This window comes from Corynebacterium sp. ACRQK, assembly GCF_022345965.1.
Classification (GTDB): domain Bacteria; phylum Actinomycetota; class Actinomycetes; order Mycobacteriales; family Mycobacteriaceae; genus Corynebacterium.
The window spans coordinates 28962-54515 of sequence record NZ_JAKRMU010000010.1 but is presented as its reverse complement, the minus strand read 5'-3'; the positions used below and the strand labels follow the sequence as shown (position 1 = coordinate 54515).

Annotated in this window: 26 protein-coding genes and 1 riboswitch; of the genes, 6 read left to right on the top strand and 20 right to left on the bottom strand. The window is 63.8% G+C overall.

Annotation, left to right across the window (positions count from 1 at the left end):
* Positions 1–344 precede the first annotated feature (344 nt).
* The 5 genes from tyrS to MHX63_RS09935 form a co-directional block, all read right to left on the bottom strand.
* Positions 345–1631 (bottom strand): tyrosine--tRNA ligase, encoded by a 1287-nt coding sequence (tyrS, locus tag MHX63_RS09955; protein ID WP_239388594.1) that lies wholly within the window; start codon positions 1629–1631, stop codon positions 345–347.
* A gap of 33 nt (positions 1632–1664) precedes the next feature.
* On the bottom strand, positions 1665–1832 hold the full coding sequence (locus tag MHX63_RS09950) for a Trm112 family protein (protein ID WP_005295682.1): 168 nt from the start codon (positions 1830–1832) through the stop codon (positions 1665–1667).
* 460 nt (positions 1833–2292) lie between these two features.
* The gene (locus MHX63_RS09945) at positions 2293–2829 is read right to left on the bottom strand and encodes a VWA domain-containing protein (RefSeq protein WP_239388591.1); all 537 of its coding nucleotides are present in this window, start codon (positions 2827–2829) and stop codon (positions 2293–2295) included.
* Between the two features lie 57 nt (positions 2830–2886).
* Positions 2887–3087: a hypothetical protein gene (locus MHX63_RS09940; RefSeq protein ID WP_239388588.1), complete on the bottom strand. Its 201-nt coding sequence runs from the start codon at positions 3085–3087 to the stop codon at positions 2887–2889.
* Positions 3088–3170: 83 nt separating this feature from the next.
* Positions 3171–3506 carry a hypothetical protein gene (locus MHX63_RS09935; RefSeq protein ID WP_239388585.1) on the bottom strand — a complete coding sequence of 112 codons (336 nt, stop codon included), beginning with the start codon at positions 3504–3506 and terminating at the stop codon, positions 3171–3173.
* Between the two features lie 191 nt (positions 3507–3697).
* Positions 3698–3811: riboswitch (TPP riboswitch) on the top strand.
* Here MHX63_RS09935 and thiC point away from each other — a divergent pair.
* From thiC to MHX63_RS09905, 6 genes are all read left to right on the top strand, one after another.
* Positions 3811–5727 carry a phosphomethylpyrimidine synthase ThiC gene (thiC, locus tag MHX63_RS09930; RefSeq protein ID WP_239388583.1) on the top strand — a complete coding sequence of 639 codons (1917 nt, stop codon included), beginning with the start codon at positions 3811–3813 and terminating at the stop codon, positions 5725–5727. Its footprint overlaps the riboswitch before it by 1 nt.
* On the top strand, positions 5717–6361 hold the full coding sequence (locus MHX63_RS09925) for a thiamine phosphate synthase (RefSeq protein ID WP_239388581.1): 645 nt from the start codon (positions 5717–5719) through the stop codon (positions 6359–6361). Before thiC ends, MHX63_RS09925 begins: the two co-directional genes overlap by 11 nt.
* A gap of 41 nt (positions 6362–6402) precedes the next feature.
* Positions 6403–7575, top strand: coding sequence for a glycine oxidase ThiO (gene thiO, locus MHX63_RS09920; protein WP_239388579.1), 1173 nt, complete (start codon positions 6403–6405; stop codon positions 7573–7575).
* A 39-nt stretch (positions 7576–7614) separates the two neighbouring features.
* Positions 7615–7833: a sulfur carrier protein ThiS gene (thiS, locus tag MHX63_RS09915; protein ID WP_239388577.1), complete on the top strand. Its 219-nt coding sequence runs from the start codon at positions 7615–7617 to the stop codon at positions 7831–7833.
* A gap of 11 nt (positions 7834–7844) precedes the next feature.
* A complete protein-coding gene (locus MHX63_RS09910; protein WP_239388575.1) occupies positions 7845–8648 on the top strand; it encodes a thiazole synthase in 804 nt (267 codons plus the stop codon).
* Positions 8648–9862 (top strand): ThiF family adenylyltransferase, encoded by a 1215-nt coding sequence (locus MHX63_RS09905; RefSeq protein ID WP_239388573.1) that lies wholly within the window; start codon positions 8648–8650, stop codon positions 9860–9862. Before MHX63_RS09910 ends, MHX63_RS09905 begins: the two co-directional genes overlap by 1 nt.
* A 12-nt stretch (positions 9863–9874) precedes the next feature.
* Here MHX63_RS09905 and argH read toward each other — a convergent pair whose 3' ends face one another.
* The 15 genes from argH to MHX63_RS09830 all read right to left on the bottom strand — a co-directional run bounded on the left by argH (position 9875) and on the right by MHX63_RS09830 (position 25541).
* Entirely contained in the window at positions 9875–11314 is a 1440-nt protein-coding gene (argH, locus tag MHX63_RS09900; protein ID WP_239388571.1) for an argininosuccinate lyase, read from the bottom strand.
* A gap of 52 nt (positions 11315–11366) precedes the next feature.
* Positions 11367–12563: an argininosuccinate synthase gene (locus MHX63_RS09895; protein ID WP_239388569.1), complete on the bottom strand. Its 1197-nt coding sequence runs from the start codon at positions 12561–12563 to the stop codon at positions 11367–11369.
* Positions 12564–12624: 61 nt separating this feature from the next.
* Positions 12625–13089 (bottom strand): arginine repressor, encoded by a 465-nt coding sequence (argR, locus tag MHX63_RS09890; RefSeq protein ID WP_011273446.1) that lies wholly within the window; start codon positions 13087–13089, stop codon positions 12625–12627.
* Positions 13074–14000: an ornithine carbamoyltransferase gene (gene argF, locus MHX63_RS09885; RefSeq protein WP_370644096.1), complete on the bottom strand. Its 927-nt coding sequence runs from the start codon at positions 13998–14000 to the stop codon at positions 13074–13076. Before argF ends, argR begins: the two co-directional genes overlap by 16 nt.
* A 41-nt stretch (positions 14001–14041) precedes the next feature.
* Positions 14042–15256: an acetylornithine transaminase gene (locus MHX63_RS09880; protein ID WP_239388565.1), complete on the bottom strand. Its 1215-nt coding sequence runs from the start codon at positions 15254–15256 to the stop codon at positions 14042–14044.
* Complete coding sequence (gene argB, locus MHX63_RS09875) at positions 15253–16206, bottom strand: acetylglutamate kinase (RefSeq protein ID WP_034986425.1); 954 nt, start codon at positions 16204–16206, stop codon at positions 15253–15255. Before argB ends, MHX63_RS09880 begins: the two co-directional genes overlap by 4 nt.
* 83 nt (positions 16207–16289) lie before the next feature.
* Positions 16290–17507 (bottom strand): bifunctional glutamate N-acetyltransferase/amino-acid acetyltransferase ArgJ, encoded by a 1218-nt coding sequence (argJ, locus tag MHX63_RS09870; RefSeq protein WP_239388563.1) that lies wholly within the window; start codon positions 17505–17507, stop codon positions 16290–16292.
* Positions 17508–17516: 9 nt separating this feature from the next.
* A complete protein-coding gene (argC, locus tag MHX63_RS09865) occupies positions 17517–18542 on the bottom strand; it encodes an N-acetyl-gamma-glutamyl-phosphate reductase (RefSeq protein WP_239388561.1) in 1026 nt (341 codons plus the stop codon).
* A 63-nt stretch (positions 18543–18605) separates the two neighbouring features.
* Positions 18606–21164: a phenylalanine--tRNA ligase subunit beta gene (gene pheT / locus MHX63_RS09860; RefSeq protein WP_239388559.1), complete on the bottom strand. Its 2559-nt coding sequence runs from the start codon at positions 21162–21164 to the stop codon at positions 18606–18608.
* Positions 21165–21242: 78 nt separating this feature from the next.
* Entirely contained in the window at positions 21243–22298 is a 1056-nt protein-coding gene (gene pheS, locus MHX63_RS09855) for a phenylalanine--tRNA ligase subunit alpha (RefSeq protein WP_239388557.1), read from the bottom strand.
* An 84-nt stretch (positions 22299–22382) separates the two neighbouring features.
* Entirely contained in the window at positions 22383–23240 is an 858-nt protein-coding gene (locus tag MHX63_RS09850; protein ID WP_239388555.1) for an RNA methyltransferase, read from the bottom strand.
* A gap of 125 nt (positions 23241–23365) precedes the next feature.
* Positions 23366–23749, bottom strand: coding sequence for a 50S ribosomal protein L20 (gene rplT, locus MHX63_RS09845; RefSeq protein WP_011273437.1), 384 nt, complete (start codon positions 23747–23749; stop codon positions 23366–23368).
* 113 nt (positions 23750–23862) lie between these two features.
* Positions 23863–24057 carry a 50S ribosomal protein L35 gene (gene rpmI / locus MHX63_RS09840; RefSeq protein WP_005295736.1) on the bottom strand — a complete coding sequence of 65 codons (195 nt, stop codon included), beginning with the start codon at positions 24055–24057 and terminating at the stop codon, positions 23863–23865.
* Positions 24058–24089: 32 nt separating this feature from the next.
* Entirely contained in the window at positions 24090–24611 is a 522-nt protein-coding gene (gene infC / locus MHX63_RS09835) for a translation initiation factor IF-3 (RefSeq protein WP_077536299.1), read from the bottom strand.
* A 738-nt stretch (positions 24612–25349) separates the two neighbouring features.
* Complete coding sequence (locus MHX63_RS09830; protein WP_239388553.1) at positions 25350–25541, bottom strand: hypothetical protein; 192 nt, start codon at positions 25539–25541, stop codon at positions 25350–25352.
* Positions 25542–25554: the final 13 nt, after the last annotated feature.

Below are 25554 nucleotides of genomic sequence, written 5' to 3'. Positions count from 1 at the left end.
GACACGTTAAAACCACGCTGGCGTAACCACCACCAACCCACAATCCATGCGAGCCAATGGAGCACTGAAACAAGTCACAAAAGCATCAAAGACATACAATGCATCAGAATCAACACAAAGGCTGGTCAACAAAGTATCTAAACTTGGTTCATCACGCTATTGAGTTCTCAAACAACCTACGCACACCGAGCCTCCCGAGCCGGTTTTATTTCCCCGCTCGCTCTCGGCGACTTGAATTAATGTACACCCAACGCCAAGAAAGACACAAATCCCCTGGTAAAAGCAGGAAAATTGCAACTACCAAGGGATCGGTTTAGCGCATACAGGCCGTGCAGGTGGCGTCACTAAGAAGAAGCACCTACACGCGCACCGGCGAAACGCTTCTTGCCCTTGCGCAACACCAGCCACGATCCGTGCAGCAGATCCTCGGCGGACGGGGACCACTCGATGTCCTCGATGCGCTGGTTGTTGACGTAAGCGCCGCCCTCCCCGACAGTACGACGGGCGGCTCCCTTGGACTTTTCCAGGCCGGACTCGACGAGCAGGTCCAGGATGGTGGCATCGGCGCCAACCTCGGCAACCTCGGTTTCCTGCAGGGCGGAAGCCAGGGTGGGCTCGTCCAGATCCTGCAGCTCAGCCTTGCCGAACAGCGCCTGGGCTGCCAGCTCCACAGCCTCGGTGGCAGCCGCACCGTGCACCAGAGTGGTCATCTCGCGGGCAAGAACTCGCTGCGCCTCGCGCTTGAAAGGCTCCTCGGCGACCTTGCGCTCCAGCTCCGCGATCTCCTCCTGGGAAAGGAAGGTGAACCAGCGCAGGTAGTCGATCACCACGGAATCGCCCGCGTTGATGAAGTACTGGTACCAGGAGTACGGGCTGGTCAGCTGCGGATCCAACCACAGCTTGCCGCCGCCGGTGGACTTGCCGAACTTGTTGCCCTCCGCGTCCGTAACCAGTGGCACCGTCAGGCCGTGCACCTTGGCGCCGTTCACGCGGCGGTTCAGATCTACGCCAGAGACGATGTTGCCCCACTGATCGCCGCCGCCGATCTGCAGCACGCAATCGAACTCGTTGTGCAGGTGCACGTAGTCGTTGGCCTGCAGCAGCATGTAGGAGAACTCGGTGTAGGAAATGCCGTCGGATTCCAGGCGGCGCTTCACGGTATCGCGATCCAGCATGGTGTTCAGCGAAAAGTTCTTGCCAACATCGCGCAGGTATTCGATGACATTCATCTGGCTGATCCAGTCCGCGTTGTTCACCATCACAGCCGGGCTATCCACATCGCTGTCCTCGGTGAAGTCGACGAATGCCTCCAGCTGCTTCTTGATGGCCACCATGTTCTCACCGATCTGCTCCTCGGTCAGCATGGAGCGCTCACCCACGTCGCGCGGGTCGCCGATCATGCCCGTCGCGCCGCCGGCCAGGGTGATCGGGCGGTGGCCGAACTGCTGGAAGCGCTTCAGCATAATCAGCGGCACCAGGTGGCCCGCGTGCAGGGAGCTGCCCGTTGGGTCGAAACCGCAGTACAGCGTGATGGGGTTCTGCGTGGCCTCCTTCAGCGCCTCCAGGTCCGTCGACTGGTTAATCAGGCCGCGCCACTGCAGCTCGTCGATGATGTTCATGTTGTCGCTCATGCGTGCTCGTTCTCGTTCCTCTGAAATGCGTTGCTATTTAACGGGCCAGTCTTTAGCTTCTTCGACCAGCAATACCGGGATGCCGTCCTGCACCGGATAGGCCTTGTTCAGGCGGGGGTTCACCAAATAGTCACCGTGATCCTCCAGCGGCTGCTTGTCGATGGGGCACGCGAGGATCTCTAGGAGCTTCTGGTCAATCATGCTGTCTACTCTAGCCTGTGGCTTGCGCTTCTTTCTTAGTGACGCCCCCTACGCCGCCCAATACTTACTAGCCCTGTTCATCGGGGGCTTTAAATTCCCCGAACTGTAGCTCCAAGAATGTGCGATTGTCTTTAAGCTCTCGGAGGTTGTTCTGCAGGATCGCTTGGTTCGGGTGCGCATTTCCGGCAGGGATTCAACTGGAGAAACAACCGGGCTGGGCTTCGACGGCTCAGCCTGCAATTCCTTTTGTGGTTGTCGTTCGGACGTCAGAAGCCCGGCGACACCGGCGAGGGCTCCCGCCGTGATTATCCATAAAGAACCCAGGCCTACTGCAGCGTGGGCGCCCACCACGGCGACGAACACGACAAGCGCGACGATGATCTTTAGGGAGTACTTAGAGTTCACGGCTTATTTCAAACTAACGGTCTGTGTTCCAAACTAGCGGTCTGCGTTCTGACCTTTATTGGTAACTGCGGATCTCTTCGAACGCCTTAGCCAAGTCACCACTACGGGCGTTGAAGACCTTGCCACCGGTGAAGTTTGCCAGGAAGCTCATCTCCTCCTCGCTGGCCTCACCGTACAGAATCACGAATACCGGGATCTTATGGTTCGTCTCGCCCATCATGCGGGTCATTTTTGTGATGAAGTCCTTTCGGCTCGTGCCGGAGTTCGACTCGCCATCGGTCATTAGCACGATCGAGTTCAGGGAACCACCGCCCTCGCCCGCACGATCGTAGGCGCGCAACACGGCGTCATTAATCGCGGTTTCACCGCGCGGCTGCAGGCCGTTGACGTAACCCCGCAAATCCTGCTTCTGTTGTGCATTGTCCGGGTCGTAGTTCTCCTTCGTGTACCCGTCCACAACCTTGCTACTGAAGGGCATGAGGGTAATCGTCTCTCGGCGGGTGAACCCCTTCGGGTTATTGTTTTCGCCGGCGGTGCCGTCGATGAGCTTATTCAGGATGTTCTTTAGATCCGCCAAGCGGTTGCCCCGCATCGAACCAGAAGTATCCAGTAGGAAATTACTATCCGCTGGTCGGCGCAGTTAATCCCGTTACAGGCTAACGAGTGAGACAAGCTGGTTCTCGGACTTCGGGTATTCGTAATAGCGCTGTATGCCCTTGTTCTCTGCGTCCTCACCCCAGACGTTCAGGTGGGTCTTCTCCCCTACCTCCACGCTGTGCTCCCTAAACCAATCTGCCAGGGCCTCTACTTTCGCCTGAGCATCCTCATCGGCCTTACCCGGGTTCTTCACGAAAGTGTCCCGTAGTCAGCCGGAAGACCCGGAGGTGACCGTCTGGCCGGAGAAAAAGTCCTCCATGCGACGCTCGTCCATGGTCACCTTCGAAGAATCGAAAGCCTGCCCAGGAGTGAACTCGCTGAACTCCTGGCAAAGGCGGTGGTTGCAAACCAAGTGGCGTCATACTTATCCCTATATGCACCATCATTCAGGTTACGAGTGTTGACGAGCGTGCCGCTGTCGTACTCCATTTCAATGTCGAACCCCAGGTCCGAAGAAGCCTGATGGACAAAAGGCTCCATGTCCGTCAGCTCCGTGGCAGCAACGATCTTTAGCGGCTTGCTGGTATCGCAGGACTTTCCGCCCAGCTTTTTGAAGCTGTCGAGGAAATCCCCCGAGCCGACAACATGGGCACCTGCGGCAATCAACAGCAAGATGACAACAAGAAGGAACTTTGTGGGGTCTTTTTCTTGCCAGTGCTGTTCAAGCTACTGGGATACGGGGGCGCCATAGGGCTGCTCATATTGCACACACAGCTGCTTTTCAGGACAAATCCAACAGCCGAATCGTCAAACCATTCAGGCCAGAACTACACGACTGTGAGATGTGCGTTACAGTGGGGAGCACAACCGAACACGGGCACCCGAGGTATCGGGCTGAGATCGCGCTGTATCCCGCGCGAGTACCGCTAGAACCTGTCTGGTTAGAACCAGCGAAGGAAGAGTCAGGAGAGTTTTTATGACGGATACGTCTACCCAAAACACCGCCACCCCCACCGACGAGTACGGCGCGGAGATCCACCCGAAGCACAGCTTCTCCCCCATCGAGAAGACCGTGGAGTCCTTCGGCAAGACCTTCACGCTGCAGGTACCGGAGACGGAGATCCAGCTGGACGACTCCCCGACCGGCCCGAACGAGCCGGTGCGCATCTACCGCACTCGTGGCCCGTGGGCCGAGCCGACCAAGGGGCTGGAGGGCCTGCGCAGCGAGTGGATCGAAGCCCGCGGCGACGTAGAGGTTTACGAAGGCCGCCGCCGTAACCTACTGGACGACGGCAACCGCGCGGTCAAGCGCGGCGAGGCCAGCGAAGAGTGGAAGGGTTCCACCCGCCCAACGCTACGTGCCAAGGAAGGCAAGCGCGTCACCCAGATGCACTATGCCCGCCAGGGCATCATCACCCCAGAGATGGAGTACGTAGCACTGCGCGAGCACTGCGACGTGGAGAAGGTTCGCGAGCAGGTAGCCTCCGGCAAGGCCATCATCCCGAACAACATCAACCACCCAGAGTCCGAGCCGATGATCATCGGCAACGCTTTCACCACGAAGATCAACGCCAACATCGGTAACTCCGCCGTCACTTCCTCCATCCGCGAGGAAGTGGACAAGCTGCGCTGGGCTACCCGCTGGGGCGCGGACACCGTGATGGATCTGTCCACCGGTAACGACATTCACACCACCCGCGAGTGGATCCTCCGCAACTCCCCGGTGCCGATCGGCACGGTGCCGATCTACCAGGCCCTGGAGAAGGTCGATGGCGTGGCCGAGGACCTGACCTGGGAGATCTTCCGCGATACCGTCATCGAGCAGTGCGAGCAGGGCGTGGATTACATGACCATCCACGCCGGCGTGCGCCTGCCCTTCGTACCGCTGACCACCAAGCGCGTCACCGGCATCGTCTCCCGCGGTGGCTCCATCATGGCCGGGTGGTGCCTGGCGCACCACAAGGAATCCTTCCTCTACGAAAACTTCGACGAACTGTGCGAGATCTTCGCCAAATACGACGTCGCGTTCTCCCTGGGCGACGGCCTGCGCCCAGGTTCCATCGCGGATGCCAACGACGCAGCCCAGTTCGCAGAGCTGAAGACCATCGGCGAGCTGACCCACCGTGCGTGGGAGTACGACGTGCAGGTCATGGTGGAAGGCCCTGGCCACGTGCCGCTGAACATGGTTCAGGTCAATAACGAAAAGGAGCAGGAATGGTGCGGCGGCGCACCTTTCTACACCCTGGGGCCGCTGGTCACGGACATCGCTCCTGGCTACGACCACATCACCTCCGCCATTGGTGCGGCGAACATCGCCATGGGCGGCACCGCAATGCTGTGCTACGTCACCCCGAAGGAGCACCTGGGCCTGCCGAACAAGGACGACGTGAAGACCGGCGTGATCACCTACAAGGTGTCCGCCCACGCCGCCGACGTTGCCAAGGGCCACCCGGGTGCCCACGAGTGGGACGACGCCATGAGCAAGGCCCGCTTCGAGTTCCGCTGGCACGACCAGTTCGCCCTCTCCCTGGACCCGGACACCGCGCAGGCATACCACGATGAAACGCTGCCTGCGGAGCCCGCGAAGACCGCGCACTTCTGCTCCATGTGTGGCCCGAAGTTCTGCTCCATGCGCATCAGCCAGGACATCCGCGATGCCTTCGGCGACGAGATCGACGAGGCGCTGGCCACCGACCAGAAGCAGTCGCTGGTCAAGGACCTGGGCTTGCCGGGCTTCGGCCGCCAGAGCGTAGACGGCGTAAACGCCGCGGGCGAGGAGGAGATGGCCGAGGAGTTCCGCCGCGCGGGCTCCCAGCTATACCTGAACCGCGACGAGGCGAAGGAAGTCGCCGAGGATCTGCAGAAGGAGGCGTCAGCGCACGGTGGGCGCTAACTTGGATCTACGCTGCTACCTAGTCACGGGCGCCCCACACGAGAAGGTTGTGGACGTGGCCGCTGCTGCGGCCGCCGGTGGCGCGGGCGTAGTGCAAGTGCGCAGCAAACCGATCAGCGTGCGCGACCTCACGGCACTGGCCATCGAAGTCGCCGCCGCAGTGCAGCAGGCCAACCCGGCTACCCGGGTGTTGATTGACGACCGCGTGGACGTAGCCGCCGCCCTGATGCCGGAGCACAACATCCACGGCGTGCACATAGGCCAGGACGACCTGGACCCGCGCCTGGCGCGCCAGGTGCTGGGCAAGGATGCCATCATAGGGCTGACCACCGGCACCCTGCCCCTGGTACAGCAGTCCAACGAGTATGCGGACGTGATCGACTACATCGGCGCCGGACCTTTCCGTCCCACGCCCACCAAGGATTCCGGCCGCGAGCCGCTGGGCTTGGAGGGGTATCCCGCACTAGTAGAGGCCTCGCAGGTTCCGGTGGTTGCCATCGGCGACGTGCGCGCGGAGGATGCCGCAGATCTCGCTGCCACGGGTGTGGCGGGAGTTGCGATCGTACGCGGGTTCATGAACTCGCCCGACCCGCGCGCCACGGCACGGCAGGTGCTCACTGGTTTTTCTTCGTGACGCCCACCGCTTGCAACCCGCCCAAAAGGAAGTGAATAGAAGTGACTAATTCCAGTCCCGCAGGCTCCCAGCACTATGCCCACATTGTGGTGGGCGCGGGGATCGTGGGCCTATCCACCGCCTTCAAGCTGGTGGATCTCGGGGCGGATCCGGATACCGTGGCGGTGATCGACCCCGCGCCAGTAAGCGGGGCCTCCTTCGTCGCGGGCGGCATGTTGGCCCCGGTCGCGGAGGTGCAGTATAAGCAGGAGCCTTTGTACCCGCTGATGGTGGCGTCCAAAAACTTGTACGACGATCTGCTGCAACGGCTGGGCGAAAAGACTTCCCTAAGCACCGGCCACAGGACAGAATCGACCTTCGTGGTGGGGGCAGACCGGGCAGACGCGCGGCACCTCACCGAGCTGACCGAGCACCAGCACGAACACGGCATGGAGGTGCAGCGCCTGCCGCTGCGCCAAGCGCGCAAGGCCGAGTGGGGGCTCAGCCCGCAGCTATCCGGCGTGGTCGAGATCCCCGGCGACCACCAAGTAAACCCGCGCATGTACTGCGCGGCGCTGCTGGATGCGCTGCGGAACATGGGAGTGGCGATCATCGGCGAACGGGTATGCCGCATCGAAGACGGGGCGGTGACGACCGATGCGGCGACGCACACGGGCGACATGGTGTACCTGTGCAACGGGTTGGGCGCCGGGCAGGTGCGCGGCTGGTACGAGGGCGAGCAGTCGCCGCTGAAGCTGCGCCCCGTGCGCGGCGACATGCTGCGTCTGCGGGTGCCGGAGGGGATGGAGGCGCCTGTGGGGCGCGTGATCCGGGCGTTTGTGGAGGACCGGCCGGTGTACATCATTCCGCGAACCGACAGCACGATCGCCGTGGGCGCAACCAGCCGCGAGGACGCACGGCGTGATCCCGCCGTGGACGGGGTGTACACGCTGCTGCGCGACGCGATTCGGGTTGTGCCGGGCATCCAGGAGTGCGAGTTTATCGAGGCGATCACCGGGGAGCGCCCCGGCACTCCGGATGACCTGCCCTACCTGGGGAAAGTTGGCGAGAAGCTGGTGGTTTCCACGGGCTACTTCCGTCACGGAATTTTGCTGTCCGCGCTGGGGGCTACAGTGGGGGCAACGCTGGGAATGGGCCAGCCGGTGCCTGCGTTAGAAGCGGCGGTAGGCCCAGAGATAAACCTAGCCAGCTGCGCGCCGCTGCGGCATGCCTAAAGCTGCGGGGCGTAGGCAAAGAAGACCTAAGGAGGATCGATGAACTACACGGTGAATGACGAGCCACGGTCGGCTGACAAGGCACCGAGCGTGGCGGAGGTCGTGGCTGCGGAGACAGGTCACGAAGTTTCCGAGAACGAGGGGGCGAAAGGCGTTGCCGTGGCGGTGAACCGCTCCGTGGTTCCGGCCAGTGACTGGGGGCGCGCACTGGAGGACGGCGACGCGGTGGACATCCTGATCGCCGTCCAGGGCGGCTAGAGGACAAGATCATGCTGAAAATCGCGGACAAGGAATTCGATTCTCACCTAGTCATGGGCACCGGTGGGGCCAGTAGCCAGTCACTGCTGGAGGATGCGCTGGTTGCAAGTGGCACACAGCTGACCACGGTGGCGATGCGCCGCCACAGCGCCAAGACCACCGGCGGCGGCGAGAGCGTGTTCGAGCTGCTGAACCGCCTGGACATCGACGTGCTGCCGAACACCGCCGGGTGCCAGACTGCCCGCGATGCAATGCTGACGGCCCAACTGGCGCGCGAGGCACTGGGTACCAACTGGGTGAAGGTGGAGGTCATCGCCGACGACCACACGCTGCTACCCGACGTGGTGGAGCTGGTGGATGCCTGCGAGATGCTGGTGGCCGAAGGCTTCGTGGTGCTGGCCTACACCAGCGACGACCCGGTGGTCGCCCGCCGGCTGGAGGACGTGGGCGTGCACGCTGTCATGCCGTTGGGCTCCCCCATTGGCACGGGCCTGGGGATCCTGAACCCCCACAATATCGAGCTGATCTGCTCGCGCGCTCAGGTTCCGGTGCTTCTGGACGCGGGTGTCGGTACTGCCTCCGACGCGGCGCTGGCGATGGAGCTCGGCTGCGACGGAGTGCTGCTGGCCAGCGCGGTGAACCGCTGCCAGGACCCGGTAGCGATGGCGCACGCCATGAAGGCGGCTGTGGAGGCCGGTCGGCTGGCACGAGAGGCGGGGCGCATTCCCCAGCGCACGCACGCCCAAGGTGCCTTGGCCTCCTCCAGCTTTGACGGCCTGGCCAGCTGGGATGGCTGGGCCGGCGAGGTGCTGTAATGCTCAGCGACTACACCACGCTGCCCGCCGAGGAGCTAAAGCGCGTCGCCCGGCAGACGATCCTGCCGGGCCACGGGCTGCGGGAACAAGAGCGACTGCACGAAGCGCACGTGCTGGTGATCGGCGCGGGCGGGCTCGGCTGCCCCTTGATGCAGGCCCTGGCCGCGGCGGGGGTCGGCGAGATTTCCGTCATCGACGACGACACGGTGGACATCACGAACATCCACCGGCAGATCCTCTTCGGCGCCAGCGACGTCGGCCGCCCAAAGGTGGAGGTCACCGGGGAACGACTGCGGGAGTTACAGCCCGGCCTAATCTTTCACGGCATCCACGGGCGCCTGCGCGCCGACAACGCCACTGAACTGCTAGAAGACGTAGACGTGCTCATCGACGGATCTGACACCTTTGCCACGAAGTTCTTGGCCGCCGATGCCGCCGAGGCCACCGGCACTCCCCTGGTCTGGGGTTCAGTCCTACGCTACCGCGGCGACGTGGCCGTCTGGTGGTCCGGCCCCGGCGCAGACATTGGCGCCGAGTCGGATGGTCGGGGCGTGGGCATGCGCGACCTCTACCCCGCCCAGCCGGACCCCGACAGCGTGCCGGACTGCGCTACCGCCGGAGTGCTGGGCGTAACGACCTCGGTGGTCGCCGGCCTGATGGCCACGGAAACCATTAAGTTCCTGCGAGACCCGGACGGTCGCGCGCAGCAGGTGGGGCGGTTGCATATTTATGACGCCCTCACGGCCAACATCCAGCACTTCAACGTCACCGCCGATCCCCAGCGGCAGCCGGTCACCGAGATCGTGGCGGAGGACATGTCGAGCTGCACGGTGGGTACCGCTGCGGCTCGCGAGGCTGAAAAGGAAACGGCCGCTTCCCTGCTGCGCGACCTCGCCGACAGTACTGCGATTGCCATCGACGTGCGCGAGCCGGGTGAGAAGGCCATCAAGGATCTACCGTCCTTTGCGGAGCACCCGGGATACCACCTACCCACCACTGTGTGGAGCGAACAGCCAGAGCTGGCCGAGCAGCTGATTGAGAGCCTCGGCGCCGAGGACAGCAACGCAGCGGGCACCGTGGACGCAGTGGTGTACTGCGCGTCCGGCAAGCGCTCAGCGAGCTTCGTCGAGCGCTTTGCACAGCACGCCGCCGGGCAGGGAGTGCGTTTGCACAACCTGCCCGGCGGGGCGAATGAGCACGGGGTCGGGATCTAAACCCGCTGGCTTTTAGACCAGACGGGTTTTCTCCGCCCACTTGCGGTCGGCGGCGGCGGCCTCGCGCACTCGCTCTTTCTGCTCGGCGACGCGCACGCCGGCAGTGCCGCCGCGGGTAGCGCGGGAAGCGACTGCGCCGTCGATGGTCAGCACCTCGCGCACCTCCGGGGTCAGAGCTTCGTGCACGCCTGCCAGCTCCTCATCGGTGAGGTCCACCAGATCCACGCCGCGCGATTCCGCAATTCGGACGCAGGAGCCGGAGGCCTCGTGTGCCACGCGGAAAGGCACTCCCTGGCGAACCATCCACTCGGCCAGGTCGGTGGCCAGCGTGAAGCCCGCCGGGGCGAGCTCGCGCAGACGGTCCGGGTGGAACGTCAACGTGCCGACCAGGCCGGCCATCGCCGGGAGCAGCAGGTTCAGCTGGGCAACGGAATCCGCGATAGGTTCCTTGTCCTCCTGCAGGTCGCGGTTGTAGGCCAGCGGCATGGCCTTCAGAGTGGCCAACAGTCCGGTGGCGTTGCCGATCAGGCGGCCCGTCTTGCCGCGCATCAGCTCGGCAACATCCGGGTTCTTCTTCTGCGGCATAATCGACGAGCCGGTGGACCACTCATCGGCCAGCGTAACGTAGCCGAACTCCGGGGTGGACCAAGCGATGATCTCCTCGGCCAGGCGAGAGAGATCCACCGCCACCTGAGCAAACACAAAGGCTGCCTCAGAGGCGAAGTCGCGGGAACTGGTGGCGTCAATAGAGTTATCCGCAGCAGAATCAAAGCCGAGCTCTTCTGCGATGGCCTCCGGGTCGAGCGCCAGGGACGAACCCGCGAGCGCGCCGGAACCATACGGGGACACTGCCAGGCGCCTATCCAGATCCTGGAAGCGCTGTACGTCGCGCAGCAGCGGCTGTGCGTGGGCCAGTAGCTGGTGAGCCAACAGTACCGGCTGGGCAGCCTGGAAGTGCGTCTTACCAGGCATGATGGCCTCCGGGTGGCGATCGGCCTGGGCAACCAGCGCGTCCACGACGTCGAGCACTCCCGCGGTAATGTCGCGGATCGCGTCGCGCACCCACATGCGGAACAGGGTGGCCACCTGGTCATTGCGGGAACGGCCCGCGCGCAGGCGGCCGCCGACCTCGGGGCCAACGCGATCAATCAGGCCGCGCTCCATCGCACCGTGGACGTCCTCGTCGCTAGGTTCGGGGCCGAAGGTTCCGTCGGCCACGTCCTCGCCCAGCTTCTGCAGGCCGGCGATGAGCGTGTCGAAGTCCTCGTCGCTCAGCAGGTTTGCCTTGTGCAGCACCCGCGCGTGAGCCTGCGAGGCCAGCACGTCGTAGGGAGCCAAAACCCAGTCGAAGTGCGTGGACTTCGACAGGGCGGCCATCGCCTCAGTCGGTCCGCCGGAGAATCGGCCGCCCCACAGGGCGCCTTCGTTCGTGCCGTGTGCCTCGGTGGTCATGTTTGGGTGTGCCTTTCTGCTCTAGTGAGCCGGTTGCCTAGTTAGCCAGTGCCTAATTGGCCAGGTCGCGTTTGGAGGCGATCTTGGAGGACAGACCGTGTAGCTCCACGAAGCCGCGGGCCATGGACTGGTCGAAGGAGTCGCCCTCGTCGTAGGTGGCCAGGTTGAAGTCGTACAGGGACTTGCCAGAGCGGCGGCCGTTGACGGTGATGGCACCTGCGTGCAGCACCAGGCGGATGTCGCCGGTGACGTGGGTCTGGGTGGAGTCGATGAACGCGTCCAGGGAGCGCTTCAGCGGGCTGAACCACAGGCCGTCGTAGACCTGGTTGGACCACTCTGCGTCGATGCCGCGCTTGTAGCGGGCCAGCTCGCGCTCGACGGTGACGGCTTCCAGAGCCTCGTGGGCACGGATCAGGGTCATAGCGCCCGGAGCTTCGTAGATCTCGCGGGACTTGATGCCCACCAGGCGGTCCTCAACCATGTCCAGGCGGCCGACACCCTGCGCACCCGCGCGGCGGTTCAGCTCCTCGATGGCCTCCAGGACGGTGACCTTCTTACCGTCGATGGCCACCGGCACACCGGACTCGAAGGAGATGATGACCTCATCCGGAGCCTGACCCAGGCCCGGATCCTCGGTGTAGGCGTAGACGTCCTTGGTCGGGGCGTTCCACAGATCCTCCAGGAAGCCGGTCTCCACGGCGCGGCCCCACACGTTCTGGTCGATGGAGAACGGGGAGGACTTGGACTGCTCAATCGGGATGCCGTTTTCCTCGGCGAAGGCGATGGCCTTCTCGCGGGTCCAGGCGTAGTCGCGGACCGGGGCGATGATATCCAGGTCCGGGGCTGTGTTGGCGAAGCCAACCTCGAAGCGGACCTGGTCATTGCCCTTGCCAGTGCAGCCGTGGGCGACGGCAGTGCCGCCGTGCTCCTTGGCTGCATCCGCCATGTGCTTGACGATCAGCGGGCGGGAGATCGCGGAGACCAGCGGGTACTCCTTCATGTACATGCCGTTGGCCTTGATGGTCGGCAGGCAGTAGTCGTTGGCGAACTCGTCGCGGGCATCCACAACGATGGATTCCACGGCGCCGGCGCCGAGGGCGCGCTGGCGGACGGTCTCCATGTCCTCGCCGCCCTGACCCAGGTCGATGGAAACACAGACGACCTCTGCGTTGCGTTCCTTGGCGATCCAGCTGATGGCCACGGTGGTATCCAGCCCGCCGGAGTATGCGAGTACTACGCGATCCTTCATTCTTCTAAACTTCCCTTCGAAACTCTTTGTGCGTTCTAGTTGTTGTATCCGTTATTTGATTTTAGCTATGTGCCAGCTGGAAGAAGTACTCCCCCAGCTCCTTGCCGTTGAGCGGCTCCCGCGCCAGGACGAACACGGTATCGTCACCGGCGATGGTGGCCACCACTCGGTTTACATCCGAGCGGTCCAGGATGCTGGCCAGGTACTGCGCGGCACCGGGTGGGGTGCGCAGGACGGCGATGTTTCCGGAGTGGTCGTGATCGACCAGCAGCTCAGCCAGGACGCGCCGCAGCTTGTCTGGCCCGTCCACGCGCACGTCGTCGGACAGGGAGTAGTAAACCTCCCCGCCCACGCGCACCTTCTTCGCGCCGAGGTCCACCAGGTCGCGGGACAGGGTGGCCTGGGTGACGTCGATGCCGCGGTTCACCAGGATTCCCAGCAGCTCACGCTGGCTGCCGACTTTCTCGGCACCGATGATGCGCCCGATCATGTCCTGCCGGGCTGTGCGGGTCAGCGAAGAAGCCATACCAGCAGCGCCTTCTGTGCGTGCAGGCGGTTTTCCGCCTCGTCGAATACCACGGACTGCGGCCCGTCGATGACCTCTGGCGTCACCTCACTACCGCGGTAGGCCGGCAGACAGTGCAGGAAGATTGCATCGTCCTTGGCGGTGCCCATCAGCTTCTGGTCCACCTGGTAGGCCCGCAGCGCACTGCGGTCTTCGGAGGCATCCTGCCCCATGGACAGCCAGGTGTCGGTGATCACCACGTCCGCCCCCGTAGCATCCACCTGGTCGGTGACAGTCACGGTCGCGCCGGTCAGCTCGGCGCGCTGCTTGGCGCGCTCCACGAACTTCACCTCCGGCTGGAAGCCCTCGGGCGCGGCGATGGTGATGTTCACTCCCGCCGTGGCGAAGCCCAGCATGTAGCTGTTGGCCATGTTGTTCGCGCCGTCGCCGAAGTACACAGCGTTCAGGCCCTTAAGCTCGCCCTTGTGCTCCTTGATGGTCACCAGGTCCGCAAGGATCTGGCAGGGGTGGAAATCATCGGACAGGGAGTTGACGATCGGCACGCCCGCGGTCTCCGCCATCTGATGGAGGTTGTCGTGCGCGCCGGTGCGCCAGACAATCGCAGTGACGTAGCGGGACAGCACCGCGCCGGTGTCCTGGAAGGTCTCCCCCTTCCCCATCTGCGAGCTTCCACTGTCTACGACGATGGCGTTACCGCCCAGCTCGGTGATGCCCGCGTCAAAAGAAAAGCGCGTGCGCGTAGAGGTCTTGTCGAACAGCACGGCGACGGAGCGGCGCTCCAACAGGTTGTTGTAGCCGTTGCCGTAGCGGTTGTCCTTCAGCTCCTCGGCCAGCGCCAGCACTTCGGCCTGCTCTTCCGGGGTGAGGTTGTCGTCGGCCAGCATGTGGCGCAGCGGCCCCTTTTTCTGCAGGTGCAGGTTAGTCATGTGGTGTTTTCCGTTCTTTTTTGTGGTTACTGGTTCTGCGCGCGGTTGTCGTCCAACATCTGCCTGATCTTTGTGACGCCCCGCTGCACCTCATCAGCCGAAACATTCAGCGGCGGGACCAGGCGGATTACATCGGGCTGGGGCTTGTTGACGATCAGCCCGTAGTCCAGCGGATCCAGGTTAAGGGGCGCATCCAGGACGACGCCGAGCATCAGCCCGCGGCCACGGATGGTCTGCACGCTCGGGTGGTCGGCCAGGCCGTCGCGGATTGCCTGCGACTGGGTGGCGACGTTGGCCAGCAGGTCCTCGGCCTCGATCGTGTCGATGACGGCATTCGCGGCCGCACAGACGACGGGATTGCCGCCGAAGGTGGTGCCGTGCATCCCCTTGGCCAGTAGCTGCGCCTTCGGCAGGGCGAGCGTGGCGCCGATCGGCAGGCCACCGCCCAGCCCCTTGGCCATGGTGATGACGTCCGGCAGCACACCGGCCTCGTGCTGGAAGCCGAACCACTGGCCGGTGCGGCCCATGCCGGCCTGAACCTCGTCGACGATCATAAGGATGTCGTGGGCATCGCACAGTTCCCGCACGGCGGCGAGGAAGCCATCCGGGGCGGGGATCACACCGGTTTCGCCCTGGATGGACTCCAGGAAAATCGCGGCAGTGTCGTCGTCCGCCATCTCCCGCAGGGCTTCGATGTCGCCGTAGGGGTAATACTCCACGCCGCCGGGCAGGGGCTTGAAGGGCTCCTGCTTGTCCGGCTGGCCGGTCAGGGCGAGGGCACCCATGGTGCGGCCGTGGAAGCCACACTCAGCGGCCAGGATCTTGGTCTTGCCGGTGGCGCGGGCAATCTTGAAGGCAGCCTCGTTAGCCTCGGCGCCGGAGTTGGAGAAGAACACGCGGGCACCGGCCGCCGCCTCAGCGGCCTCCCCACTCTGCTCCCCCAGCAGGCCTTTCAGCCGCTCAGCGAGTTTGATTACCTGTGGGTGGGCGAACACGTTAGACGTATGGCTGAGCGTGGCGATCTGATTCGTCACGGCGTCCACAATGGCAGGGTGAGCGTGCCCCAGAGCGTTCACGGCAATGCCGGACAGCAAGTCGAGGTACTCATTGCCCTCCGCGTCGGTGACGATAGTGCCACGGCCAGAAACCAGCTCGCGCGGCGGGGTGCCGTAGGTTTCGAACAGCGCGGCGTTCCAGTGGCCCTGCCAGTCGTTGGTTGAGTTCTCTAGGTTCTGGGTCATGGGAGATCCTCCCGATAGTTGATGTCGGGGCTGGTGATGTCTTCCCAGCCCGCGGGGCAGATCATGGTGCCGATACCGCCGGTGGTCATCAGCTCCAAGATTACGGAGTGCGGAATGCGGCCGTCGATGACGTGCGCGGCCTGCACGCCGCTGCGCAGCGCGTCCAGGCAGGCCTCCATCTTCGGCACCATGCCGGAATCCAGGTTGGGCAGCAGGTCGGAGAGCTGCTCCGGGGTCAGGCTGGATACCAGCGATTCCTTGTTCGGCCAGTCGGTGTACAGGCCCTTGACGTTGGTGAGCATCACGAGCCTCTCGGCACCCAGGGCGCCGGCCAGCGCGCCGGCGGCGGTGTCGGCGTTGATGTTGTAGATACGCCCCTGGTCATCCGGCGCGACCGTGGAGACCACGGGGATGCGGCCGGCGTCGATGAGGTCGATCAGGCTTTCTGCGTCGACGTGCTCGATCTGCCCCACCCGGCCCAGGTCTACCTCTTCCCCGTCGATCGTGACCTTGCGCTTGGAGGCGGTGAACAGGCCGGCATCCTCGCCCGAGGCGCCGACAGCGTAAGGTCCGTGCTCGTTGATCAGCCCGACCAGCTCACGGCCGACCTTGCCGAATAGCACCATGCGGACGTACTCCATGACCTCCGGGGTGGTCACGCGGAAGCCGCCCTTAAACTCGCCTTCCAGGCCGACGGTCTTCAGCATCTCGTTGATCTGCGGGCCGCCGCCATGGACCACGACCGGGCGGGCGCCAATGGCGCGCAGGAAGACCATGTCGGCGGCGAAGGCGCGCTTCAGATCCTCGTCGATCATCGCGTTGCCGCCGTACTTCACCACCACGATCTTGTCACGGTAGTGCAGCAGCCACGGCAGGGCCTCGGCCAGCACATGGCTGCGCATCTCGGGGGTCAGCCCGGTGGTATCGATGGGAGTGTGTTTGGGGTTCATTGGTGTGTTTCCTGCTAGGTCCGTTGTGCGGGTGAGCTCTGGGTGAACTGGGCGAATTGTGTGAGCTGTGTGAGCTGGGTGAACTAGGTGGAGTATTCCGAGTTGATCTCCACGTAGGAGTACGACAGGTCGGTCGTCCACACCGTCGCACGCCCCTCGCCCACGCCGAGGTCCACCTCAACGGCGATGTCGGCGCCCGAAAGATCCACCCTGCGGGCGCCGGGCGCGCCCGTGGAGTTGATGCACACCGGGTGGCCATTGAAGGACACGCCGATGGCCTCCGGGTTCATCTTCACCGGCGCCATGCCCACGGCAGCCAGCACGCGGCCCCAGTTCGGGTCGGAGCCGAACATCGCGCACTTAAACAGGTTGTCGCGGCCGATGACGCGCGCTGCGGTCTGTGCATCCGCGTCCGTTTCTGCGCCGCCGACGGTGATGGACACTCTCTTTGTGACGCCCTCAGCGTCCGCCTGTAGCTGCATCGCAATATCGAGGCACACCTGGTGGATCGCAGCGTTGAATTCCTCCGCGTCCGGGGTGATGCCGGAAGCGCCGGAGGCCATCAGCAGCACAGTGTCATTGGTGGAGGTCGCGCCGTCGATGTCGATGCAGTCGAAGGTTGTCGGGGTGGCGCCCGCCAGGGCCTCGTGGGCCATGTCGGCGCTGGGCAGGTGGGCGTCCGTAGTAATAAACACGAGCATCGTAGCCAGCGACGGGGCCATCATCCCGACGCCCTTGCCCATGGCTCCGATGGACCAGCCATCGCCGTGGTAGACGGCCTCCTTGGCGACGAGGTCAGTGGTCATGATGGCGCGGGCGGCATCGTTGCCGGCGGTGATGGACTGGTCGAGCTTGCCGGCAAGTTCGTCGACTCCGTCGAAGACCTTATCCATCGGCAGCACGTCGCCGATCAGGCCGGTGGAGCACACGGCAACGTCGCCGGGCTGGCATCCCAGCAGCTCGGCGGTCTTCTCGGCGGTAGCGCGCGCATCCTTGTCGCCCTGGGCTCCGTTGCAAGCGTTAGCGTTGCCGGAGTTAACGACGACGGCGCGGAAGGTGCCATCGTTACTCGCCTTGGTGTAACGAACGGGGGCGGCAGTGACCTGGTTACGGGTGAACATGGCGGCGGCGATGGCATCGGGTCCGTCGTTGCAGATCAGAGCCATATCCGACTTGCCGGAGGGTTTGATCCCCGCCGTCACGGCTGCGGCGCTAAAGCCCTTGGGAACGGTCACGCCGAGGTCCGCGGAGGAACCTTGGGCAGTGCTGGTATCCGGATTATTCTTGTCTGCGTTAGTCATAACTAAGAATCAGAGCCCCGTCTGCGGGAGACCCGCGGTTTCTTCCCAACCGAACATCAGGTTGAGGCATTGGATGGCGGCACCTGCGGTGCCCTTGGTGAGGTTATCGATGGCGCTGGTGGCGATAACCATGCCGTCGGCGACTTCCACTTGGATGTGCACCATGTTGGAGCCCACGACGCTCTTCACCTCCGGCTGCTGCCCCTCTGGCAGCAGATACAGGAAGGGCTCGTTGGCGCAGAACTTCTCGTAGGCGCGGCGGATATCGCTCGCCTGACCACGCGCGGGAGCGGTGACGGTGGTGAGGATGCCGCGGGTCAGCGGGGCCAATACCGGGGTGAAGGTCACGTGGACGTCGTCCGTGGAATAGCCAGGGGCGAGCAGCTCCTCAACGCTCTGCTTGATCTCCGGGGCGTGGCGGTGGGTGCCCACGCCGTAGGCGCGCAGGTTACCCATGGTCTTCGAACCCAGCAGGTTCACGGCGGCCTTCTTGCCAGCGCCGGTGGTGCCGGTGACGGAAACTACGCTGATCTGCGGGGCCATCAGGCCGCTGGCAATAGCGGGCATAAGAGCCATCGTGGCGCCGGTCGGGAAGCAACCGGGGGCGGCAACGTAGTTGGTGGCCGCGATCTCTTCCCGGCGCCCCGGCATCTCCGGGATGCCGTAGGTGCGGGTGCCGGCGTGCGGGGTGCCGTAAAAACGGGCCCAGTGGTTGGCATTCTTCAGGCGGTAGTCCGCGCCGCAGTCCACGACCTTCATGGATTCCGGCAGATCCAGGGCGGCGGACACCCCGTGCGGGAGGGCCAGAATTGCAGCATCGTGCCCGCGGAGAACATCCTCCGTCGTCTCTTCGAGCACGCGATCCGCCAGGGCGGGCAGCCCGGGGTTGAGTTCGCCGAATCGCGTGCCCGCGTTGGAACCGCCGGTCAGCGAACCGATTTCGAAGTCCACGCCGTAGCCGGGGTGATTCAATAGGAGGCGAAGAGCCTCGCCACCCGCGTACCCACTGGCGCCTGCTACTGCAATTTTCAACATAGGACGATTCTGCCCTACTAGTACCAAAATTGCAAATTATTCAGGTTTGTGGGAATTATGCAGTTAGGCGCGGAGCTGTGCGCTCACCTTCTCGGTGGCGGACTGCAGTGCGGCCTCGCGGGACTTGCTGGCCTCTTCCTCCGTCAGGGTGCGGTCGGGCGCGCGGAAGCGCAGGCTGAAGGTCAGCGAGCGCTTGCCCTCGCCCAGGGACTCGGAGTGGTAGACGTCGAACAGTCGGATCTCCTCCAAGAGCTCGCCAGCGCCAGCACGCAAGGCATCCTCAACGTCCTGGGCCGGGGTGGCCTCGTCTACGACGACCGCGATGTCCTGCAGCACCGCCGGGAAAGCGGACAGCACCGGGCGCGGGAAGGTCTCCTCCAGCGGCAGCGCATCCAGGTTCATCTCCATGGCCACGGTGCGCGGCGGCAGCTCCGCGCGCTCGCAGACCTGCGGGTGCAGCTCGCCTGCGTGGCCAACGACCTTGTCGCCCACCAGGATCTCAGCGCAGCGGCCCGGGTGCCACGGCAGGTATTCCGCGTTGCGCACGGTGATCTCCACGCCGGCGGCACGGGCTACCACGCGGGCGGATTCGATGGCGTCGGCCGCAGTGAAGGCCTCCGGCTCGCCCCAGGTGCCCTGCAGCTGGCGGTTACCCGTAGCCACAACGGCTACGTGCAGCGGCTGGGCGGGCAGGGAATCCAGCAGCTCCTGCAGCTCTTCTGCCCCCGGGCGCTGTTTAACAGAAGGCATCGGCGAGAACGGCTTGGCCGACTTCGGTACGGAGACCTGCTCCACGCCGTAAAGGGCTGCATCGCGCTGGCCACGGGTGACGTTGCGGCGCAGGGATTCGATCATGGACGGCAGCAGAGTGGTGCCGATGCAGGCGTAGTCGCTCTCCAGCGGGTTCTGCACCTTCACCGTCAGGCGGCGTGGGTCATCCGCAGGCAGGTCCCAGACATCGAACACGTCGTTGGCGATGAATGGGGTCGGCAGGATCTCTGCGTAACCCGCCCAGGCCAGAGCCTGGCCCACGTTGCGGCGCATCCGCTGGCGCGGGGTGTAGCCGCGGCCGGCCGGGGCGGTCGGGACAACAGAGGGGATGTCCTCCAGGCTCTCCAGGCGCAGAACCTCCTCCACCAGGTCGGCTGGCATCGTCAGGTCCGGGCGCCAAGTCGGCGGGGTCACTTCAATCTCGCGGGCACCGTTGTCGTCGCGGGAACCGGTCTCGCGCACCTCGCAGCCGACCTCCCGCAGGCGGGAAATGGTGGTGCCGTCCGGGTAGATCTTGCCCGCGGTTTTGCCCGGCAGGGAGGTGTGGATGGTAATCATCGGCATCTCCGGAACCTCACCGACCAGGGTGCGCCCCTCCTCCACCTCGCCACCGGCGATGTTCACCAACAATGCAGCGGCAAAGTCCAGCGCATCCTCGATGATGGCGGCGTCCGTACCGCGCTCGAAACGGCGGGAGGCCTCGGAGGAAAGCTTGTGGCGACGGCAGGTGCGGGCCACGGTGATCTGATCCCAGTGCGCGGCCTCGAACAGCACGTTGGTGGTCGTCTCGGAGATCTCGGAGGTCGAGCCACCCATCACGCCAGCCAGCGACTGGATGCCGGACTCGTCGGAGATCACCACGTCCTCGGGGTCGAGGGTGCGCTCCACGTCATCCAGCGTGGTCAGCTTCTCCCCTTTCTTCGCCAAGCGAACGTGCAGCTCTCCGGTGACCTTATCCGCGTCGAAGGCGTGCATGGGCTGGCCCAGCAGGAACATCACGTAGTTCGTCACGTCCGTCGCCGGGTTCACGGGTCGCTGGCCGCACAGCATCAGCTCGCGCTGCAGCCACAGCGGGGACTCCGCCTGTGGGTCGATGCCGGTGACCTTGCGCATGCCGAACTTCGAGCACTTCGTGTCCTCGTCGACCTTCAGCGCCTGCACCTCACCGTCGGTGCCGGGCAGACCGGCGAAAAGGTCGTTGCGCATCGCCGCTGCTGCCGGATCCTGCGCCGGGTCGCGGAACTGTAGGTCGAAGCTGGACGCCAACTCGCGGGCAAGTCCCCTGGCCGACAGCGCGTAGCCGCGATCCGGGGTGATGTTCACGTCGAAGATGGTGTCCTGCAACCCCAGCAACTCACGCGCATCGTCACCTACCTTGAGGTTGGCGCTGGCCAAATCGGCGTCAGAAATAGTCATGATCCCCGGGTTCTGCTGGTTGGCCAGGCCCACCTCCATCGCAGAACAGATCATGCCCTCGGAGATCTTGCCGTAAGTCTTACGCGCCGAGATCTCGAACGGGCCGGGCAGTACCGTGCCGGGCAGAGCGATGACGACGTTGTCGCCCTCGGCGAAGTTCCGCGCGCCACAGATGATGTGCTGCAGCTCGCCGGTGCCGTTAGCCTGACCGACGTTAACGTCGCAGTAACGGATCGGCTTTTTGAACTCGGTGAGCTCCTCGATCTTTTCGACGCGACCGATCACCAGCGGGCCGGTGGTTTCAGGGATCGCCTCGTACCCCTCGGTCTCGAAGCCAACGCGGACGAAGCCAGCGTCGAATTCCTCGGCGCTCACGCTCCACTGCGGGTTGGAGGTCTGCAGGATTCGGGTCAGCCACGACTGGGAAATAAGCATGTTTTCGAAAGATCCTTGATTGGGGCTTTAGATGGGGTGCTCTGGGATGCTCTGTTGCTCTGGGGGTTTTAAGTTTCTCTAGCGGCGCACGCCGAACGGCAGGGTGAAGCGCACATCGCCCTCCACCATGTCGCGCATGTCGGGCAGGCCGTTGCGGAACTGCAGGGTGCGCTCGATGCCCATGCCGAAGGCGAAGCCGGAGTACTCCTCCGGATCCACGCCCGCGGCGACCAAGACGTTCGGGTTGACCATGCCGCAGCCGCCCCACTCGATCCAGCCGGCGCCGCCCTTCTTGTCGGCGAACCAGACATCCACCTCTGCGGAGGGCTCGGTGAACGGGAAGTAGTTCGGGCGGATGCGGGTCTTGGCTTCCTCGCCGAACAGCGTCTTGGCCAGGTGGTCCAGCGTGCCCTTCAGGTGCGCCATCGTCAGTCCCTTATCCACGGCAAGGCCTTCGACCTGGTGGAACACGGGGGTGTGGGTGGCGTCCAGCTCATCGGTGCGGAACACGCGACCCGGGCAGGCGATGTATATCGGCAGGTCGCGGGAAAGCATCGTGCGCATCTGCACCGGAGAAGTGTGGGTGCGCAGCACCTGGCCGGAACCCTCCGGAGCGATGTGGAAGGTGTCCTGCAGCGTGCGTGCGGGGTGGTCCGGGATGAAGTTCAGGGAGTCGAAGTTGAAGTACTCGGCCTCGACCTCCGGGCCGTCGGCGATTTCCCAGCCCATGCCGACGAAGATGTCGGCGATCTGCTCGGACAGGATGGTGATCGGGTGCTGGGCGCCGCGCTGGCCGCGGGTGGTCGGCTCGGTGACGTCGATGCGCTCGGCGCGCAGGACTTCCTCGTTGCGCTTACGCTCGAGTTCGGCCTTGACCTGGGCGAAGCGCTTTTCGACGCGACCTCGTGCCATGTTCACCAGGCGACCAGCGTCCTTGCGCTGATCCTTCGGCAGGCTGCCCAGGCTACGGCGGGCGGCCGGAATGGGGGCATCGTCGCCCAGGTGCTCGCGGCGAGCGGCCGCCAGTTCCTCCAGATTCGCAGCCTCAGCAAAGGCCTTCTCGGCTGCGTCTGCTGCGGCGTTGAGCCCCTGCTCCGAAAGCTCTACCTGGGGAGTGTCCACGGAATCCGTCACTTCAGTGCGCTCCTCTATCTACGTGCACGGCTTAACCTCGTTAATAATACCCGGCTGGCCCACTGCCGCACCGAGTTGGGGCTATCAGTCTTCGACTGCTCCCCCGGCAGCCTCGCGCGCCGCTGCTTGGATGCGGGACGATTCATACATGCAGATGGAGGCCGCGGTGGCGAGGTTGAGGGATTCCGCGCGCCCGCGGATAGGGATGGAAACCCGCAGGTCCGCCTCGGCCAGTAGCTCCTCGCCCAGCCCGTGCGCCTCATTGCCGAACAGCCACGCGGTGGGCTTGGTGAGGATCTCCCCCGCATCATCCAGGCTGACCTCACCATCGGCCGCGGTGGCGAGAATCTGCAGCCCCTGGGCACGCAGCTGGCCCAACACGTCCTTCACGTTGGTGGAGCGGGCCACCGGCACGTGGAACAGCGAGCCGGCGGAGGCGCGAGCGGCCTTGCACGACTGTGGGTCAACAGTCTCCCCCGCAAACACCACGGCATCCGCGCCCATGGCATCGGCCACACGGATCAGGGTGCCTGCATTACCGGGGTCGTTGGTTTCCACTGGGACGCTCACCAGTTGAGGCTGGGGCGTCAAAACCTTTCCGACAGACCACAGCACCGGCTTGCACACGGCAAACAAACCTGTAGTCGTGGCGGTATCAGAAAGGTGCTTGGCCGCCTTGTCCGTGATGTAGTGCACGTAGATATTGAGGTAGCCGGCGGTGCGGATGATCGGCTCGAAGCGCTCCGCGGCGGCCAGCGTGACGTACACGTCCGTGGCACTTCCGGTGGCAATGGCGGCTTCTACGCTATTCTCCCCCTCCACAAGGAAAACCCCCGCCTTCTTGCGCGCGGCCGCCCGGTGAAGCTTGGCTGCGTTGACAATGCGAGGGGTTCTTTCGGTGAAAAGCTCTTGGGCATCCTGCGGGTTCATACCCCACAGCATAATTGACCTAGTTTTCGAACAAGGTCATCTGCTCCTTCGTCCCGTCTGTGGCCTCGTTCCCCATACGACAAAACCCCACCCTGGGTGTCCAGGATGGGGTGCGCGTTACGCGGTGAAAGCTGACTTTAGGAAGCAGCCGGTGCGTTAACGTCCTCCGGCAGGGCAGCCTTTGCAGCCTCGCACAGAGCGGTGAATGCGTCGAAGTCGTTGACGGCCAGCTCGGCCAGGTTCTTGCGGTCGACCTCGATCTCGGCCAGGCGCAGGCCCTGGATCAGACGGTTGTAGGTCATGCCGTTCTGGCGAGCACCAGCGTTGATGCGCTGGATCCACAGCTTGCGGAACTCGTTCTTACGGGCCTTGCGATCGCGGAACTCGTAAGTCTTGGAGTGGAGCATCTGCTCCTTTGCCTTGCGGTACAGGCGGGAGCGCTGACCACGGTAGCCCTTGGCGGACTTCAGTACTTCGCGACGCTTCTTCTTGGCGTTCACTGAGCGCTTGACACGTGCCACGGTGATACTTCCTTTTCTTTGAGTGTGCGCGCTTAAAGGTCAGCGCTTTCACAAGCGCTGGCTCTGTTCGATGGCGCGGTTGGGTGTATAGGGGTGGAAAAGTGGGCTTTAAGTTATGCCTTGCCCAGCAGACGCTTCATGCGCTTGACGTCGGCCGGAGCGACGTCCTCGGTGCCCTTCAGGCGACGGGTGCGCTTGGAGGGCTTGCCCTCCAGCAGGTGGCGGCGGTTAGCCTGCTCGCGACGCAGCTTGCCGGAACCGGAGATCTTGATGCGCTTTGCGGCACCCTTGTGAGTCTTCTGCTTCATTGGTGAAAAACCTCTAACAACTAGTTCTGTTACTACTTCTTGCCCTTGCGGACCGGGCCCAGCACCATGGTCATGTTGCGACCGTCTTGCTTGGCGCGGGTCTCAACTACGCCGTATTCCTCGACGTCGTTTGCCAGTCGCTCAAGCAACCGGAACCCGAGCTCCGGGCGAGACTGCTCACGCCCGCGGAACATGATCGTGACCTTGACCTTGGAGCCCTTCTCCAGGAAACGAATGACGTTGCCCTTCTTGGTCTCGTAGTCGTGGTCGTCGATCTTCGGACGGAACTTCTGTTCCTTCACCACGGTCTGCTGCTGGTTCTTACGAGCTTCGCGGGCCTTCTGGGCCTGCTCGTACTTGAACTTGCCGTAGTCCATGATCTTTGCCACGGGCGGCTTGGCGTTCGGTGCAACCTCTACAAGGTCGAGGTCAGCTTCATAGGCCAGCTTTCGCGCATCGTCTGTCTTGACGATACCGACCTGTTCGCCGCCTGGACCGACGAGTCGGACCTCAGGGACTCGAATACGGTCGTTGATGCGAGCTTCTGCGCTAATGTGAACTCCTCAGTAGCAGTTTTGGTTAATGTCTTACCGACCCCTGCTGTACTGAAGATCCCCTGTGTTCCCCCACAATCACAGCCACTTTGCGCCGGCGGGAACAACTGCCCTGCATCACGCATTCCACTTCTGGATTCTCCTGAACCCATCCGTGCCTGTGGCTACGACCCGAGCCCAACCTCTATAGGCGGTCTCTAGGTGGGAGAAGGAATCTCCACTTGCAGCCCGCTTCCGTTGGTTTGAGACGAATTCAAGACGAATAGGGAATCAAACCCACGGAACGAGACGGTAGTGCTTGGAAGTATAACAATAGTCCGAGCATTTACCAAAACCGATACTGCGCCTTGGCGCGCCAAACGAGAATAAACTTTTGAGCCATGAATAACTCTTCTAACGGATCCGCACAGCCCACCAACGATCTCATCAAGCGCATCGATGACCTTGCCCGCTCGCAGGTACAGGCGCAAACGCAGATGTTCGGCATTCTGCGGGAGGTCGCCATTAATCAGCAAAGGCTCTCACAGGCGCAACGAGTCGCTGCTACTTCTTCTTCCTTAGTGACGCCCCCAGCTTCACCTCCCCCGCGCCCCAAACCGGACTTACAGGTCCCGCGGGCTCAGGCTCCACAGAAGCACTCGCCTGCGCCAGCTGAACGCAAGATGGAGCGAACTCAAGCGCCCAAGCCTCAGCCCGCACAACCTCAACCAGCGCAGCCTCAGCCCGCACAACCTAAACCTACGCCGGCTCAGCGTCAGCAACAGCCACAACAGACGCAGCACCACCCGGCACCCTCTGCGCAATCGCCACGCCAGGAGCCCGCTCCGCCGCAGCGGCAAGCGCCAGCGCGCCCGCAGGCATCGCGACCTCAGGCACCCCGCCCGCAGGCATCGCGACCTCAGGCTCCGCGACCAGCTGCCCCTCAGCCACAGCCCCAACCAGC